Here is a 16,138-nt window from a genome sequence, read left to right as displayed (position 1 = left end):
AATAAGTCCTTATAAATAAAATTATAAATCCATCCCGGCACCATTTAATTTTAACCAGTAAATTTGTTCATCGTACTTGGGTAAGATTTTATCGACCTCATTCCAGAAAGCTTTGGAGTGATTAGGATGAATTAAATGAACCAACTCGTGCACCACGATATAATGTAAAACATCTATGGGGGCCATTGCGCATTTCCAATGAAAATTCACATTAGCATTGGGGGTGCAGGATGCCCATCGGTTTTGTAATTCCATTACTTTGATGGCATTTGGATAAACTCCCAATTGTTCTTGGTAGCTTTTTACAATTTTTGGCAATTTTTGATTGAGTTTCTGCTTGTAGAATTTTACAAACAAGTCCTTGGCCTTTGGCTGGTCTGTTGGATTTAAATAAAAGGTATTTCTTTTAAAATATAATTTTCCACTCTCAACCTCATCATATTTCAAGCGATAATTTCTTCCTAAATATAAAAAAGACTGTCCGCTCACATATTCCCTTTCTACTGCATTTTCGTTGAGTTCTTGCCATTCGGCCAAGTGTTTGAAAATTTGATATTCCTTAGCTTTTAATAAATCGACAATTTCATTATCTGACAAGGTTTCAGGAACACGGGCCGATACCGAACCGTCGCGCTCAATATATATACTAGAGGTTTTGCGTTTACTCTTGATTATTTTTATGTCTATGCCTGAAATCTCCATTAGCTTAGCAATTCATCATTTCTTCTTTTGGCTAAATTCATAATCTCTACGCTTAATTTAGCATATTGATTCGCTACTTTTTCTATGGAAACAAACGAAATTTCATCTTCAATTACTCCTTGCAGTTTGCGTATTTCAGAAGGACGACCTTTCCAGAAATTGGGTTTATTAATCGCATCTTGTAATAAGTTCACTAAATTCTTGACCAAAGTTTTCAACTCCTCTTTCTCATCATCGGTTAAGTTTTCTTCTTTTAAAGTGGTAAAAACGATAAAATCATAAAAAGGTAATTCTTGCTGACTTAAGCCAAATTCCTGAGCCTCATCTTCTCTACCTTTATCCATATCCTCACGAACTTTATGGAACTCTTGCACGATCATTTCCCAATTATCGGCATAGCGCTCGAGCAACTCCTCAATTCTTCTTAAAAAACGTTTATATAGCGCAGGATCTTTTTGCATATTTACCTTGATATGCCTTCTCATCGCGTGCTCCATCTCCGAAGCTTTTGCTTTTGTATTTTTTCCAAGCTTATCCACTTCCTTGGTAAAATCGTCTGACAGTAAGTCTACTGGAGGAATCTTACTATCTATCCCTAGCGTTTCCAAATAGGAATCAATCATTTTACGCACTTTGGGTTTTGCCCACTTTAGGTCCATACTAGGGTCTTTGTATCTATTTTTGATACGTACCAGTAAATATCCAAAGCGCTTGGCAGGGATGTAATAATCTTGGGCTACTTTTGAATTAAACAATAGGTCTAAGCTATCAAAAAAGGCTTTTAAATAGGTGTCAAATTGCGCTCTAAAAGCAACCGATTCTGCAAGAGCAATACAATCTTCGGCTAGCTGAAATTCTTTGTCTTTATCTGTAAAGCCTTGTTCTGCAAACTTTTTAAAATTGATAATACCTTTGTCTGTAAACAACTGAATCATTCTATTGTAACGTGCTTCTAAAACAGGTATTTCTTTATCGATATCTTTAAAATACTCCAACAATTCTTTAATATCTTCTTCATCTTCCGCACCCCAAATGTTTAAAGCATCTTTTAAATGGTTGGACACCCCATAATAATCGACTAAAATACCGTGCTTTTTATCTTTTTTGGTTCGGTTTACTCGTGCTATGGCTTGCAATAAATCGTGTTCCCGAATGTTTTTATCTAAATACATCACTTGTGCAATGGGCGCATCAAAGCCAGTGAGTAGCTTATCGCAAACACAAAGAAAAGCAACTCCGGTTTCTGGCTTCCGGTAGTTCCCGTCTTCGTCTTTAGAAAAATCAAAGTCTTTTTTAAAGTTATCGACAGCTTTGAGTTCTTTGGCTTGTTTTCTAGCAGCACTTATAAAGCCTAACTCATTATTGTCTTGTTTAGTGACAATGGTCCCAATTTTAAGGAATTCTAGTTTTTCTATTAACTCAACATCAGGAGCAACTTTTTGCTTCTCCTCTTCAATGTATTCATTGATATATTCCTGAATATAGTATTGGTAACGGGCAGCTGCTAAAACCGAACTTCCAACCACCATAGCTTTAAAACCATTAGGTAAGATATCTTTTACATAGTGCTTAACAATATCTTTGGCTATTTTACGCAAGCGGTCTTTATTTTCCAAATAGGCTTGCATAGTTCCATAACGCTTTTGAATTTCTTCCTTTTCCTCTTTGGTTTGTTTTTTAAATACATCTTCAAATTCGGCATCAAAGGCTTCTTTTGAAGTAATATTGTCGTTCGTGGTTTTGCCTATATAGCGAATATCCAACGTGGCTCTATCGTCTACCGCTTCCCGAATCTTGTAAGTATCGATAAACTCACCGGTACCGCCAAATCGTTCGTGGGTTTTTTGTTTATGCCTATCGGTCAATAATGGTGTTCCGGTAAAGGCGATTTTTGCGGCATTAGGAAAAGCAGTAAACAAGTTGTCGCCCATATCGCCGCCTTGGGTACGGTGTGCTTCATCGATAAGAATGACAATTCTGTCTGAAGTATTGACCACCTCAAAAGGCTTAAATTCTGGTACTTCTCCTTTTTCTTCGTATGCTTTTAATAAAGCTTTAGAATGTTTTAGTTCTTCTTGCACAAATTTGTGCACCATGACCATATTGAGGTTTGAGGCGGTACCTCTTAATTTAGGTTTTAATTCTTTGCGAGCACTTACAATATTGGCCTCTTTAAACTCATTGGTTAATCGCGCTGTGGCAGAAAGTTGCTTTTGCAAATCTTTACGGTCAACCATCATAATAACTTTATAGTCTTTCAAGTCATTTTGTGAACGAAGTTTCCGAACAAAAAACACCATGGTTAACGATTTACCCGAACCTTGGGTATGCCACACCACGCCAGATCGTTTTTGCCCTGTAGGTTGAGTGCGCAAACGATCTAAAATTTTACCCACGGCACGGTATTGCTGGTAACGACAAACAATTTTCACTTCAACTCCTTCTTTTACTTCCATAAACAAGGTGAAGTGTTGCAGGATATCTAAAAGTATCTCTTTATTTAAAATCCCTTTAATAAGCACTTCTTGACGAACGCGCGGATCATTTTGCAAGCCATTTATCTTATATCGTGCCTCCTCTTCGGCAGCATAGCTTAAAGTATCAATATCTTTATAGCCCTCTGGGAAGATATCTTTCCAGTTGGCGTAATATTCGTAATCTCCGGTTATAGAACCCACTCTTGCTTCCTCTCCGTGCGTGGCAATGCTAAACAAATTGTAGTGAAATAAACGTTCTTCACCCTCTTTGGTACCAAACTCATCTTCCCTGGTGTTTGCATAGCGCATAATTTGTTCAACCGCATTCGAAATTGGGTCGGCAACATCTACTTCTTTGCACTCTACCACTGCAATAGGCAATCCGTTTACAAATAAAACGATGTCTGGAATAATGCCTTCGCGCGGTCCTCCTGGGGTAACGACTCTAAATTGGTTAATAGCCACAAACTCATTATTCTCCCAATTTTTAAAATCGATGAGTTTAACCAGTGGATTATCTTCGCCAGTCACTTCATTTTTAGCCACCGTGGTTTTAGTGACTCCAATTAATTTCTCGAAGATTTGTTTGTTGGCTTCCAGTAACGATAAGTTGGCTCGCTCTATACCTATTAACTCGCTGTAAATATCTTCCAACTGTTTATTGGTTAACCAAGGTTTATTGTTTACAGTATTAATTCGCTTCACCGCTTTAATAAACTCTTCTTTTAAAGTCACTTCTTTAAAGGAGTTACGCAAACTGGCAGCGGGATTTTTAGGAATACCAAAGCTGCCTTGGTTTACAATGCGCCAACCTAAGGCTTGTAACTTGTCTAAAAAAGGTTTTTCTACGTTATCGAATTCTGCCATTTTGTTAGTCATTTAAAGGTTGGATAGTCCAGATTTCTGAAGCTAAACTTATTAGCATTTGCTGACGTTCATCAATCTCTTTAGCGGTCCATTCATCTCCAAAAGTTCTTAATCTTGCATTGATTCTGGTGATAGATGTGTTTTTACCCACATTACTTAACTCGGTTAAACTGCTAGTTAAGTAATACTTACTCATTTTGTATTGTTCTTTTTTTTGTTTGAAAAAATCCCTGCCTGCCACTATATTTATAGGCTTTTCTAACAAAGTTAAATTACCCAACTTCATTTTATATTGATGATAGTCTTTATCTACATTGTTAGTATGCATATTAAAGGCACTTAATAACTCATCTTTAGGTTTGTCAGGTAAAATATGCTCTATTTCTAAATTGGTATAATCGTTTAAGCTATATGGCTTGGTTAAACCTTTATAAGCCATATTTACGAACTGTGTAAACTTTGCTAATATATAACGTGTACGATATTGTTGCAATGAATAAAAATCGTATCGCTTTAAAGCATCTGTTAGTTCAGGTTGTTTTTGTGTAGTGCTTTCTTTAAAACGTTTTAGCACAAAAGTATTAAGTTGTTCCTTTTGTGCATCATAATTGGTTAATAAGCTAATAGTCCTTAACTCATCTGCCCAAGCCGAAAAATTACGTTCTAATATTTTGGTAGACGTTCTTGTAATGATGAAGTAAAATAAAAAGGTTTCTAATTGTTTTAATAAATAATCAAACAAGTCTTTAGGTAAATTATAAGCAGCTAACAATAACACATAATGCAAACTGAAACCACCACCTGTTAACTTACGGATGTTATTCATATACACATTATCTGTTCCGTCATTTCCTTTACCTTCGGTAAGTTCAATAAAGTTCTCTACTGTTTTAATAATTTTACGAACAAATACAAAAGGCTCTTGTTTGTAGTTGCTTGCTGCAATATTTTCTTTTTTAGAAAACCAATCATAAATCTCGTCTTCTCTAACAATACCATCGCTTCTATGGTTGGTGATTTTATAGTTTGCCATTAAAAAATATCGCAAAAAACGTAAGGGTTTTTCCTTATTGGTTTCTAGGGGATTAGTTATTTTCTTCCACTCGTTTTTTAACTTATTAAATTCTTCTACTTTAACGTTAGTAAACAGCAGGTTTTTAAGTAAATCCATCGGATTTAACCCCACCCCACGCTCATTTATGGTTTCAAAGATTTTTAGTGCACTACTTACATCTGTGGAGATTTGAATAAACACAATATTGTTGGACAAGTTTCCCCAATATTTTTTAAGCGTAGCTGTTTTTTGATAATTAGATTTTAAATATTGATAAATGGTAGTATAGGCATTTATAATATTTTCTAAGGCCCCAAATTGCGATACACCGGCAGCGTTTAATAAGGATTTTATATTTTCTGGTTGGTTATCGCTTTTTAAAATGGCTTTTATAACCTCTTCGGCATTTTCATATTTAGGGTTAAGCTTTAAGCTCTTTTCAATATCACCATCTCTATTAGTATAGCTGGTAGAAATTAAATTATTAATAATACCTTCTTGAGGTTCGCCTTTAAACAAAGATTTTAATGCACAAAGTATAAGAAAAAATGTTGTTAAACGTTGTTGCCCGTCAATTACATCAAACTGTTTTTTATCTTGTGTTGGTGATACTAAAATAGTACCAATAAAATATTCGCTGTTAGAGCCGATTTCTAATTCATTATTTAAATCCTCTAATAATTTATTTACTTCCTTATCACTCCAAACATACTCGCGTTGGTAATCTGGTACAATATAAAAACAATCTCTAAACGCCTCTTCTATGCTGTATTTGTGATTAGTAATTTTGCTCATTTTAATTCTGTTTATTATTTGTCTCGAACTATGATTTTTTCTGATTTTGTGATTGACTTTGATTGTGTTTCATTACACACTCTCAATTGTCTGAATTTGGATTTGCACGATTTTTAGATTCTTGGATTCTGTTTATTCTTCGGATGTCGCAACCTTTTCACTTCTAAACTTTGCGCACCGAAATTTAGTAATAAGCCTAAATCTACTTTATAAGCAACAAGGTAGTTTAAGCCTTGCGCCAAATGCACATCTTCCAATTTTACTAGGGCTTTTAACTCTACTATTACTTTATCTTCAACTAAAAAATCTACACGTCTTCCTCCAACTCGATGCCCATCATAATAAAGTGGCATTTCTAACTCTCTGTTGAAAGTCAAACCTTGTTTTTGCATTTCTATGGCCAATGCACGTTGATAAATAACTTCTTGAAAACCATTACCCAAAGTGGAATGCACCTGCATTGCACAACCTATAATCTTATAAGTTAACTCATCTTTTATTTCTTCTTTCATTTCTTTTTATTCTTTGCATAATCCAAGCATCCACACATCCAAAAAATCCACTTATCACAACCATCAATTTAAAGTTTTAAGCAATCCAAAAAAACCTCAATCCAAAACAATCAATTTTCCAACAATCATCAATTTAAAGTTTCAAAGAATCCAAAAATCCCTCAATCCAAAAAATCCCAATTCAGACACTCACCTCCCCCGTTAACAAATCTTGCATTAAACCTGCTTTTAGCTGCTGGTATTTTGCCAATGCTTGCTGCTCGGTGTGGATTTTTTGGTCGATGGATTGGAGTTTTAATGAACTTAACTTTTGCTCTTGAATAGAATTAGGCACTATAATCTTAATTTTTTCAAAATCTGCCTTTCCAATATTACCTTGTGCTCCTGCGTTCACAAAACCTAAAATTTCGTTTTGAACGGAGTCACCTATTAAAAGATAATAGAGAAATAACTTATTAAGTTTATTTTCATCTCTTGGTGTAAAATAACCAACGCGATAGTTTTGTAACATTGGTTTGTCAATATTTCTAATTATAGCGGTTTTACCCAAAGTTGCACCAGTCAAAGCCATCAATATATCACCTTCAAACAGTTGTATTGAATTGAATTCATCTAATCTAGATGACGCTATTTTTGAAGAGTTCTCCAAATTGACATTACCTTTTTTACCTATCTGTCCAATTTTTACAACATCAATTCCTTCTTTTACGAAGTCATAATCTCTAAATTGATAACCGTGTCTTAAAAAAGCTACTGAATCTACAGTTTCCACCTCCCACTCCTTAGGGATCAATCCCAACTCGCTTGCTTGGTACAAGTCTGGGGCGTCTTCTGGTTTGGGGCGTAACTTTCCGGTAGTTACATCAATACCACGGGTAAATACATCTTGCATCAAGCCTTGTTTGAGCTGCTGGTATTTGGCAATGGCGGCCTCGGTTTTTTCTATCACCGCATCGACCGTGCTTAATATCTTGGCGATTTTGCGCTGCTGTGGGAGGGGTGGTAGGTTGATTTCAAAGATTCCGACATCTGATAAGTTAAGTCCGCTTTGAGCAGAACCTTTTTCAAACTTTTTTACTTGAGTTTTATAAAATTTTTCAGACTGTAAATAATAATATAAATATTTAGGTATCACTAATTTGGGATTGCAAGATAGCCTAGCAGTTGTCTGTGTCAGATTAGCTCCTTCAAGTTGTTCAGGCACAATTGCAACCTGACCCACATATCCAGCAATCGATAACAATATATCGTCAGTGATAACTTTGGAACGAGAGTAAGGTTTATCTATTTCTGGTAATACGTGATAAAGTCCCACTGTTGAAACTTTCCCGGAACTATAATCCTTTCCTCTTATCAATGGGATTCCATTTGGATTTACATTTGGACCAGGTTGTACTATACCATAAGTAATTGGTCTATTAGAAAGAACCAGATCATTTAAATAATATTTATTCATAACCCAATTCCTTTAAAAAGTTCTGTAATTGGTCTGCGGCTTGTTCGCGCTCGTCTAATATATTCACCAACGTATGTTGGTATTTGGTAAAGCGGGTTTCAAGTTCGCTTAGCAAAGCGCGTTCGTAGCGGTGCACATAGTCCATCACCGTGGTCTGCAAGGTTGCTTTAAAACGTTGCAAGATAAGCACTTTGGCTTCTTCCGGCTTTATTTCTTGTCTGGCTTTTGCTACTAAGTTTTCCTGGTCGTTTTTTATTTCTTTAATGGTGGCGCGACAGGTTTTTAGTTCGTTGGTAAGCTCGGTGTGGCGTGCTAATTTTTGTTCTATCTTGGCTTTTTGGGTTTCGGCTTGGGTTTGTTGGGTTTGTAGTTTTTCGAGTTGGCTATTAAGCGGTTCTTCGCCGCTGTCTTCTTCTCGATACGATTCACTCGAAGTGACAGCTTTTATTCTAATTTTTAAAGCTTTTATTTCCTTTTTACACTGGCGTATGTTGGTATTGGTTTGTTTTACATTGGCTTTAAGCTCTTTTAAAACTTCTTTGGGGAAAACCTCATAGTTTTCTTCTTCGTACTCGTCTTCGTCCAGCTCGTTAACTTCATTAAACAAGGCCTCCAGTTCGTCACGGCGGGCTTCGTTATTAGCGAGTTCGGCCAATACTTCGGGATACTGCGATTTCAAAATGGCATCGGCAGGAATCAATTCGGCATTCCACCCGCTGGCTGCAATACTTTTTATATCGGTTTCCAAAGCATCCCAATAAGCAGCAAAGGCACCCCGGCTTTTGTGTAAATCTAAAATACCCAATTGGTTAAAGGTATTGGCAATACTCACGGCAAAGTCCTGGCGTACCGCATACACATTTTGGTTTTGAGGCAAGCCTTCTAATTTAGCCACATTGTTTTGCCACCAATCTTTGATACTCTTGGTATAAGCTTCGCGTTTTTGTAGCACGTCTGGGTGTTCAAGTACCTTATTTTTTAAATCTTCTTTGCGTTCAATTTCTTCTGAAAACTGAAGATAATCGGCCTTGTTGGTCGCACTAAAAAGGTCTTGGCGCAACTGCGGGTAATTATCCCAATAATTTTGCAGTTCGTTTACCTCGGCAACAGGAATGCCTCCGTACAAATGCGCGTGTACATCTTGGGCTTGTGCCGGCGGACTGTTATCTACATACCTACGGATGTTAAAGTTGTAGTCTTCTTTTTCTAAATCGGCTTTGGTCACCTTTTTGGCATAGCCTTCTAAATTTTCTTTGGCTTTGTAGATGTAGGTAATTTTGGCAATATCTTCTGGGCGCAGTTTGTTTTGGTTTTTGCCTTCTTTATATTCTCTATCGGCATTAATAAACAAGACCTCCTTGCGTTTACCGGCATCTTTTTTATTAATCACCAATACCGAAGCCGGAATACCCGTACCATAAAACAAGCCCGATGGTAAGCCAATCACTGCTTCAAGATAGCCACGCTCTACCAGCCATTGACGCATATTTTTTTCTTCGCTTCCGCGGAAGAGAACACCGTGGGGCATTACCACTGCCATACGTCCGTTATCTTTCAACACACTTATCATATGTTGCACAAACATAAAGTCGGCTTTTTTCTTTTTCGGCATCCAGTAATGGAAGCGGTCGCGATGGTTTTTAATATCGCTATAATTGGCCGAAAACGGCGGATTGGCGATTACGATATCAAAACGTTTGAGCTCTCCATTTTCTATATGCTGCGGGTTGGCAATGGTATCGCCTTGTAAAATGGTGGCATCAAATATATCGTGAAAGAGCATATTCATCTTACACAAAGACCAGGTGGTACCGCTTAGTTCTTGTCCGTAATAGCTCAAGCGCGAAGCATCGCCATAGCGGGCTTCAACATAGTTTTTATTTTCTATAAGCATCCCACCCGAACCACAAGTTGGGTCGTAGATTTCGGCATCTTCGCCGGGTTCTAAAATTGATACCAAAAGTTTCACCACTTCATTAGGCGTATAAAATTCGCCTCCTTTTTTACCGGCGCTATCGGCAAAATATTTGATAAGATATTCATAAGCCGCCCCCAAAAGATCTGGAAATTCAAAACGATCGTCGGTTAGAACTACTTTATCAAAATGCGTGATAAATTCGATGAGCTTTTCATCGCTCAATGCATTCTTATTTTTACCAATGGTACGGTTAAAGTTAACATTGGTGAGCACCCCGGTTAGTTTATCTGGATTGGCTTCTTCTAAGGCTTCCAGAGCTTTGTTAAGATGATCGCCCACATCTTTTTTAAGATGCAGAATCCCGTCGTTTACTTGTACTCCGGCATCGTTGGTGGTTTTGTAGTTCCAACGTGCACGTGGCGGCACAAAATACTCATAAGCGTTGGGTCTATTTAAAGCCGCCTCTATTTTCTGGGTATCAAAACCGCGTGCGTGCAATTCATTGTAGCGTTTTGCGCGATCTTGTTCGTATTTATCGCTTAGGCGTTTTAAGAATAGCATCCCAAAAATGTATTCTTTAAATTCAGAGGCATCCATATTACCTCTCAAAATATCGCAGGCATCCATAAGGAAGCCTTCTAGCCAGGATAGGGTTAGTTTTTTATTTGACATGTATTATTTTTTTGTCATTTAGTATTTGAAGCTGTTTCGCTAAAGGTATCCACCTAAAAGAATCGTTAAAGATAATAAATTGCTCGATTTTACTCCGCCTTGCTCAGGGAATTAATCATGAATCTTAAAAATATAACTTTGTTCTGTATTAATACCCCCCCAGCCCTGCTTAGTCCCCACCTTATTCAAAACTCGGACTGCATTTTAGGTTTTTATGATACGGCCTGATGTACTTCCAAAAGGCCTTGCCTGCACTGTTTAAATAATGTACCGCATAATGCGTTTGAGTGGTTGAGCCTACCTTATAAATATACTCATCGCAGCCAATATAACCCGATTTAAAGCAAACAATAGCAAAGTAATGCGTACGGTAATCAATCGTCACTTCATAAAAAGTGACTTTGGTCACAGCATCGCTCAACGGACTGCTATAAGTGGTTCCGTAATCTTGCGTTTTCACATAATCCATAAGTTCATCGCAGTCTTGTGCTTGCAGCATAAAACCCATTAGACAGCCTAGTACACTCATCCATATTTTTTTCATCTTACTTTGGTTTTAGTTTATTTTCATTTTGTTATTTCCTTATCTCCTTTATCTGCTTGCAATTTCTTCTCAAAACTTCGAGCCGCTAGCCTAGTCTTCACGTAATAGCATAAAGCCAGGCGAAGCTGTTGGGTTTGCAAGCAGCAAAAAGCTAGCACAAACTTAGGTCAGCACTTCGTCATTTGCTGTCGAAGCCCCCTAAAATAGCAATAAGAAATACGCTAGTGCTAGAATAAATCCATTCCGCTTGACGGAAAAACAAGTTATGCTAAGCAATAAGAATAATAAACAGAAAAAAAGAAAAGTAAGTTAGGCTAAAACCAGCCCGAAGTTTAAACAAAAAAAAGAGCCTGCGAACAGGCTCTTGGTGGCTCCACTTAGTGGGCGTGTTCCTCGTGAGCGTCTTCGCTCGCATCGGTTTGATTCATCGCCATGCTGCGATCGTACTGGCAGCAATCGGGTAAATTCTTATAAGCATTTTCATCGGCTGCTATTTGCTCGGTATCATAACCGGCCGCAGCGATGGCTTCTTGCACGCCCATAACATCGGCTTTTTGTGCATCGTATTGAATGGCAATGCGTTTTTGGGTCCGGTTCCATTCGGCAGAAGCCACTCCGTCTACACTACGCGCCGCTTTTTCGATGGTCTTTTTACACATTCCGCAGTTTCCACGTACGCCAAAAGCCATTTCACTTTGACTCACCTCAGTCGTTGCTTGTGTTTCCGCTTGGTTTTCCTTTGTTGGTGCCTGGTCTTTACAACTGCTAAGGTTTAAGGCGAGGAGCATGGCGGCTCCTAAAATCATTGTTTTCTTCATGTTTCTTGGGTTTTAATGCCGGTTAAGGCGTGTTATTTGAGTTTAAAGTTTGTTTTACTTCACCGCATTTTAGCATAGCCTCTCCAAAATACGGATTGCGAATGCCGGGCTCGGCGCTTAGCCAATAGGCTCCCTGGTCGCTATCGGCCATTGGGCAATAGGCAACATAAGTGGGCGTGGGCAATGCAAAGGCTTGCAATGCTTGTATCCAGTACAAAGACAGCGCTATAAAATCTTTTCGCTGATTCTCCAAACTTTCAACTTGGCTTATGGCCTTCGTTTTTTCGAGCATACCAGGATATAGTTTTTGCCAAGTAGCTTGCGCGGAATCGCTTAGCGCTGGGCGATCTAAGTTTTGGGTTTCTTTGTAAAGTTGTAGGGCGGCTTGCTGGGCCTTTGTTTGTTCACTTTCCACCAATGCATCTTTTAAATCCAGGTAGGCGGTATAGGCTTGCTGCAACTTATTGGTGAAAGTCTCGGGCGCTTCCAAATTGGGGGTATTCGGATTAAAAGACAAACTCAAGCCTTCGTCGGTTTGCTGGTGATGAGCTTGCTCATTATCCTGGCGATTCATCATCGAGGGTTTGGCTTGCAATTGTGCAGCCGCATCTAGGGTAAAAGTTCCGTGAGTCACCAACTCATCACCGGGTTTTAATCCGTCAAGCAGCGTATAGGAATCGCCTATTTTTGTACCCAATTGCACTTCTTGCATTTCAAATACGGGCGCATCGGGTTGAGCTTTCAAGTACACCACCGAGCGTTCACCCGTCCATAACACAGCCGAAGCAGGTATTTGCATCTGTGCTGTGGCATTTGAGGCTTGTTCTAGCTCGGCCGTTACAAACATACCCGGTTTAAATAAACCCTCGGTATTGTCAAGTACCACCCGTAAATTAAGCGTTCGGGTATCGGCATTCAACAAGGGGTCAATAAAATCGACCTTCGCCTCAAAACTTTTGTCGGGATAACTGGCTGCTCGCACCCTTATACTTTGCCCCGGCTCTAACTGACTAATTTGATGTTCATACACATCAAAATTTGCCCAAACCGTATTCAAGTTGGCAATTTTAAATAGGGGTTCTCCTTGTGCTACATAGTCCCCTTGCTCTACCAACTTTTGGGTTAGCGTTCCGGTTACGGTCGCATAAATAGGAAAAGCCGCTTGTACTTCACCGCTTTTTTCAATGCGTGCAATTTGAGCATCGCTTATCTTCCATAAACGCAACTTTTTACGCACCGCATTATACAAAGCCGGTTGTTGTTCTTTCATCTTACTGGCGGTAATGAGCTCTTGCTGGGCAGCATATAATTCGGGTGCATAAACCTGCGCCAGTAGCTGTCCTTTTTTCACCCTTTCGCCGGTAGCATTCACATACAGGCGTTCAATACGCCCAGCAAAATAGCTCACCTGCACCGCATTAGCCTTTTCATTTTCGGCAATTTTCCCCGATAATTGTAAGCGCTGTGGTGTACTGCCGGGTTCACCCACCACTTGGGTTTGTATATTGGCCAGTGCCATGGCGCGAGGGGTGAGCTTAAACTGCTCGGGTCTCAAGCCCTCGGCACCGGTATCGGCCTTAATTAAATCCATACCACAAAGCGGACAGTCGCCAGGTTCGGGTTGCATAATTTGCGGATGCATACTGCAGGTCCACATCTGTGCTTGCGCGGATGCAGGCTCGGCTGTATCAGATGCTTCTTGGTTTCCGCCAAAAAGCCACCATCCTAAACCAAGACCTAGTAGCAAAAGGCCAGCATAAGTAAGTAAGCTGCTAGTTTTCATTTTCTAATCGTTTTATCATGGCTTTCATTTCTTTGATTTCTTTACGCTGCGCTTCAATAATCTCCTTGGCCAATTGCTTTACTTCGGGATCTTGCAAATCGGCACGTTCACTGGTTAAAATAGCAATAGAATGATGCGGAATCATGGCTTTCATCCACAATACATCACCTATGATGGGTTTTTGCATCCGCACCAAGCTTAAAGCCGATGCAAATAGCAATACACTGCCTAATAATATAGCGATATTCTTCTTTTTATCCTTATACATATTGCGCATAAACGCCCACATTATTACCGCCATCGCAGCTATACCCAAGCAAGTCATATAAAAACGGGTCAGGCTAAAAAATACATGGTCTATCGCATAGGTGTTCAAATACATAGTGATGTACATCGCGACAAACGAGGCGCCTAGCATCAAAAAGAATTTAGTATAGGCTCCAGTGGCCGACTGATTCGTGGTTTTGGTTTCACTTTTCATAATTTTAGTTTTTTAGGATTAATAAATTAACATTAAAACGGCCATGACCAGCATAATGGCGTTTTCTATAAATGTAGCTTCGGTCATGGGTAATTTTAGCGCTGTACCCAGGCAAGCGCAACGAATGGCTTTTTTGTCGAGCAGCGTTTTGGTCACCCCCACAGTGGTAATGCCCAACACAATTAGAGTGATCACCAGCGCCACCTCTATTTGAAAACGCAGCAGGAACATAAGTCCCAAAGCGGTTTCTATAAACGGATAGACTTTTCCGTACAACGGAACCCGTTGGGCAAGCGGATCGTACATACTAAACGAAGTGGGAAAACCTTTGAGGTCAAGCATTTTAAAAAAGCTAAACACAATATAAAACAAGCCCATAAAATCGAGCATCATCGCCTCCCAATCGGCACTTTGGTAATGCAACCCAACACTAGCCGTAGTGATATAAAACAAGATGATAAACAAGGGCTTTAATTGCTGAAATTTGCTTTTTTTATTGGCATCCTCCGTTGTTGTGGCGCTAGCAGCAGTGGCGGCAAAAACATCTTGTTGCTCCTTTTCGCTTAAGCTGTATTTACTAGGTAAGGCTGCTTGTAGACGTTGGGTGGGTATATGCTGCTGCATACTGATTTCGGCCTCGCCAGCTGCCAAGTTTACCTTCACCTGGGTCACGCCCTCTACAGCCGATAAATGTTTCTCGACTGCGGCTTTACAGTTTTGGCAAGTCATGCCTTGAATGCTATAAGTATGTTTCATGGTTTTTATGGTATTAAATAGTTAAGTTGTGCTTGTTCTAGGTAATAGTTCTTTACCGATTCAATTTGTTGCATTTCAAAATCCAGTTGTAAAGCTTGAATGTCTAAGACATCATTAAAATCGATACGTCCGGTTTCATAAGATTTCAGTAATATTTGCATCGCTCGCTCTGCCTGTGCCAAGTTTTTTTGTTGAGTAGTATAGCTTATGCGGGCTTGTTCTCGTTTGGCTAGGGCTTGTGCCCAAAGCGATTTAAGTCTATTGTGTCGCACTTGCTTTTCCGATGCCAAAGCTTGCTGCTGCAGTTGGTTTTGCTTGGTCTTAGAAGCGTGTGGCGCATTGAACAAAGGTACTTTTAAAGACAACATCAGCATCAGCATATCTTTATGTTTGCTGGTAATCATAGGGCTGTCCTCTTGGTTGATATATTCTAAACCAATACCCCATTTTGGTTTGCGCTCTTGTTGATTCAGCGTCTCAGCTTGATTCACCGATGCATACCATTTATCATATTGCAACAATTCCGGGTTCACCGCCAATCCATCAATAGCATAAGTGGTATCTTGCTCAGGTAAAGCTAAGGTATCGACGATTAAAATAGACGTATTGGCCGCTCTGTTCAACTGAGCGTTTAAGCCGGCTTGCATACCTTGATATTCTTGTTGTAAAATGGCTTTTTGTTGCTCCAGTTCATTTTGTCTTATCTGCAGACGCAACACTTCTACTGCCGAGGCTTTACCCACTTCAACGCCGGTAAGCGCCATCTCTTCGTAAGTGCCTAACAAATCAATATGATTGTTGAGCACCTTTTGTTGGGCTTGTAGCGCGTAAAGTTGATAGTATAGACTACGCACACTCAACGCCAATTTTCGTTTGGCGATCGCAATTGAAATGGATGATGCATCTGCTAAACTGCTGGCGTAAGCTTTTCGGGCATCGCGTGTACCAAACCAAGGCAGCATTTGCATCGCCGAAACGCGAAAGTTGGCCATAGGCATATTCATTTCCGGTTTAACCGCCATCACCCCCACATTAAATTCGGTTGAAGGCAAGCTGTTGGCTTCATTTATCTTTTCGGCTGTGCCTTGGTATTGGTATTCCATTTGTTGAATCTCAGGATTATTCGTCCACGCCTCTTTGATGAGTTGGTTGAGCTCTTGGGCTTGTCCTAGCGCGTAGAGCAACAAAAAAACAATCAGCCACAAGCGCTTGTTGCGAATAAAAACAGCCGATAAGCAAGACCTGTGTCTATTGGCTGCTGCTATGCGTATAAATTTCTGTAAATGTTTCATTTTTTTATCGT

12 protein-coding genes are annotated in these 16,138 nt (G+C 39.4%); all 12 read right to left on the bottom strand.

Annotation, left to right across the window (positions count from 1 at the left end):
- Window positions 1–21: 21 nt before the first annotated feature.
- Window positions 22–702 carry a M48 family metallopeptidase gene (locus ACFSQ0_RS00330; protein ID WP_379042512.1) on the bottom strand — a complete coding sequence of 227 codons (681 nt, stop codon included), beginning with the start codon at window positions 700–702 and terminating at the stop codon, window positions 22–24.
- Complete coding sequence (locus ACFSQ0_RS00325; RefSeq protein WP_379042509.1) at window positions 702–4,046, bottom strand: type I restriction endonuclease subunit R; 3,345 nt, start codon at window positions 4,044–4,046, stop codon at window positions 702–704. Before ACFSQ0_RS00325 ends, ACFSQ0_RS00330 begins: the two co-directional genes overlap by 1 nt.
- Window positions 4,047–4,050: 4 nt before the next feature.
- Window positions 4,051–5,895 carry a DUF262 domain-containing protein gene (locus ACFSQ0_RS00320; RefSeq protein WP_379042506.1) on the bottom strand — a complete coding sequence of 615 codons (1,845 nt, stop codon included), beginning with the start codon at window positions 5,893–5,895 and terminating at the stop codon, window positions 4,051–4,053.
- Between the two features lie 113 nt (window positions 5,896–6,008).
- Window positions 6,009–6,407 carry a GxxExxY protein gene (locus ACFSQ0_RS00315; RefSeq protein ID WP_379042503.1) on the bottom strand — a complete coding sequence of 133 codons (399 nt, stop codon included), beginning with the start codon at window positions 6,405–6,407 and terminating at the stop codon, window positions 6,009–6,011.
- A 181-nt stretch (window positions 6,408–6,588) separates the two neighbouring features.
- Window positions 6,589–7,863, bottom strand: coding sequence for a restriction endonuclease subunit S (locus ACFSQ0_RS00310; RefSeq protein ID WP_379042501.1), 1,275 nt, complete (start codon window positions 7,861–7,863; stop codon window positions 6,589–6,591).
- Window positions 7,856–10,453 (bottom strand): type I restriction-modification system subunit M, encoded by a 2,598-nt coding sequence (locus ACFSQ0_RS00305; RefSeq protein ID WP_379042499.1) that lies wholly within the window; start codon window positions 10,451–10,453, stop codon window positions 7,856–7,858. Before ACFSQ0_RS00305 ends, ACFSQ0_RS00310 begins: the two co-directional genes overlap by 8 nt.
- A gap of 181 nt (window positions 10,454–10,634) precedes the next feature.
- The gene (locus tag ACFSQ0_RS00300; protein WP_379042497.1) at window positions 10,635–10,997 is read right to left on the bottom strand and encodes a hypothetical protein; all 363 of its coding nucleotides are present in this window, start codon (window positions 10,995–10,997) and stop codon (window positions 10,635–10,637) included.
- A gap of 377 nt (window positions 10,998–11,374) precedes the next feature.
- The gene (locus tag ACFSQ0_RS00295; protein WP_379042494.1) at window positions 11,375–11,815 is read right to left on the bottom strand and encodes a heavy-metal-associated domain-containing protein; all 441 of its coding nucleotides are present in this window, start codon (window positions 11,813–11,815) and stop codon (window positions 11,375–11,377) included.
- A gap of 22 nt (window positions 11,816–11,837) precedes the next feature.
- Entirely contained in the window at window positions 11,838–13,598 is a 1,761-nt protein-coding gene (locus ACFSQ0_RS00290; protein ID WP_379042491.1) for an efflux RND transporter periplasmic adaptor subunit, read from the bottom strand.
- Entirely contained in the window at window positions 13,588–14,079 is a 492-nt protein-coding gene (locus ACFSQ0_RS00285; RefSeq protein ID WP_379042488.1) for a DUF305 domain-containing protein, read from the bottom strand. The genes ACFSQ0_RS00290 and ACFSQ0_RS00285 overlap by 11 nt, the downstream gene beginning before the upstream one ends.
- Window positions 14,080–14,097: 18 nt before the next feature.
- On the bottom strand, window positions 14,098–14,835 hold the full coding sequence (locus ACFSQ0_RS00280) for a heavy-metal-associated domain-containing protein (RefSeq protein WP_379042485.1): 738 nt from the start codon (window positions 14,833–14,835) through the stop codon (window positions 14,098–14,100).
- Between the two features lie 5 nt (window positions 14,836–14,840).
- Entirely contained in the window at window positions 14,841–16,127 is a 1,287-nt protein-coding gene (locus tag ACFSQ0_RS00275) for a TolC family protein (RefSeq protein ID WP_379042482.1), read from the bottom strand.
- Window positions 16,128–16,138 lie beyond the last annotated feature (11 nt).

It is taken from the genome of Mesonia sediminis, from assembly GCF_042684705.1.
GTDB classification, from domain to species: domain Bacteria; phylum Bacteroidota; class Bacteroidia; order Flavobacteriales; family Flavobacteriaceae; genus Mesonia; species Mesonia sediminis.
Note: the sequence above shows the minus strand (reverse complement) of the source record. Positions and strands in the feature narration are given on the sequence as shown.

What these genes read in the sequence shown, in the direction of transcription:
- ACFSQ0_RS00290 (WP_379042491.1), bottom strand. Translation starts at nt 13,598, where the DNA reads ATGAAAACTAGCAGCTTACTTACTTATGCTGGCCTTTTGCTACTAGGT.
- ACFSQ0_RS00315 (WP_379042503.1), bottom strand. Translation starts at nt 6,407, where the DNA reads ATGAAAGAAGAAATAAAAGATGAGTTAACTTATAAGATTATAGGTTGT.
- ACFSQ0_RS00300 (WP_379042497.1), bottom strand. Translation starts at nt 10,997, where the DNA reads ATGAAAAAAATATGGATGAGTGTACTAGGCTGTCTAATGGGTTTTATG.
- ACFSQ0_RS00275 (WP_379042482.1), bottom strand. Translation starts at nt 16,127, where the DNA reads ATGAAACATTTACAGAAATTTATACGCATAGCAGCAGCCAATAGACAC.
- ACFSQ0_RS00285 (WP_379042488.1), bottom strand. Translation starts at nt 14,079, where the DNA reads ATGAAAAGTGAAACCAAAACCACGAATCAGTCGGCCACTGGAGCCTAT.
- ACFSQ0_RS00325 (WP_379042509.1), bottom strand. Translation starts at nt 4,046, where the DNA reads ATGGCAGAATTCGATAACGTAGAAAAACCTTTTTTAGACAAGTTACAA.
- ACFSQ0_RS00280 (WP_379042485.1), bottom strand. Translation starts at nt 14,835, where the DNA reads ATGAAACATACTTATAGCATTCAAGGCATGACTTGCCAAAACTGTAAA.
- ACFSQ0_RS00330 (WP_379042512.1), bottom strand. Translation starts at nt 702, where the DNA reads ATGGAGATTTCAGGCATAGACATAAAAATAATCAAGAGTAAACGCAAA.
- ACFSQ0_RS00320 (WP_379042506.1), bottom strand. Translation starts at nt 5,895, where the DNA reads ATGAGCAAAATTACTAATCACAAATACAGCATAGAAGAGGCGTTTAGA.
- ACFSQ0_RS00295 (WP_379042494.1), bottom strand. Translation starts at nt 11,815, where the DNA reads ATGAAGAAAACAATGATTTTAGGAGCCGCCATGCTCCTCGCCTTAAAC.
- ACFSQ0_RS00305 (WP_379042499.1), bottom strand. Translation starts at nt 10,453, where the DNA reads ATGTCAAATAAAAAACTAACCCTATCCTGGCTAGAAGGCTTCCTTATG.
- ACFSQ0_RS00310 (WP_379042501.1), bottom strand. Translation starts at nt 7,863, where the DNA reads ATGAATAAATATTATTTAAATGATCTGGTTCTTTCTAATAGACCAATT.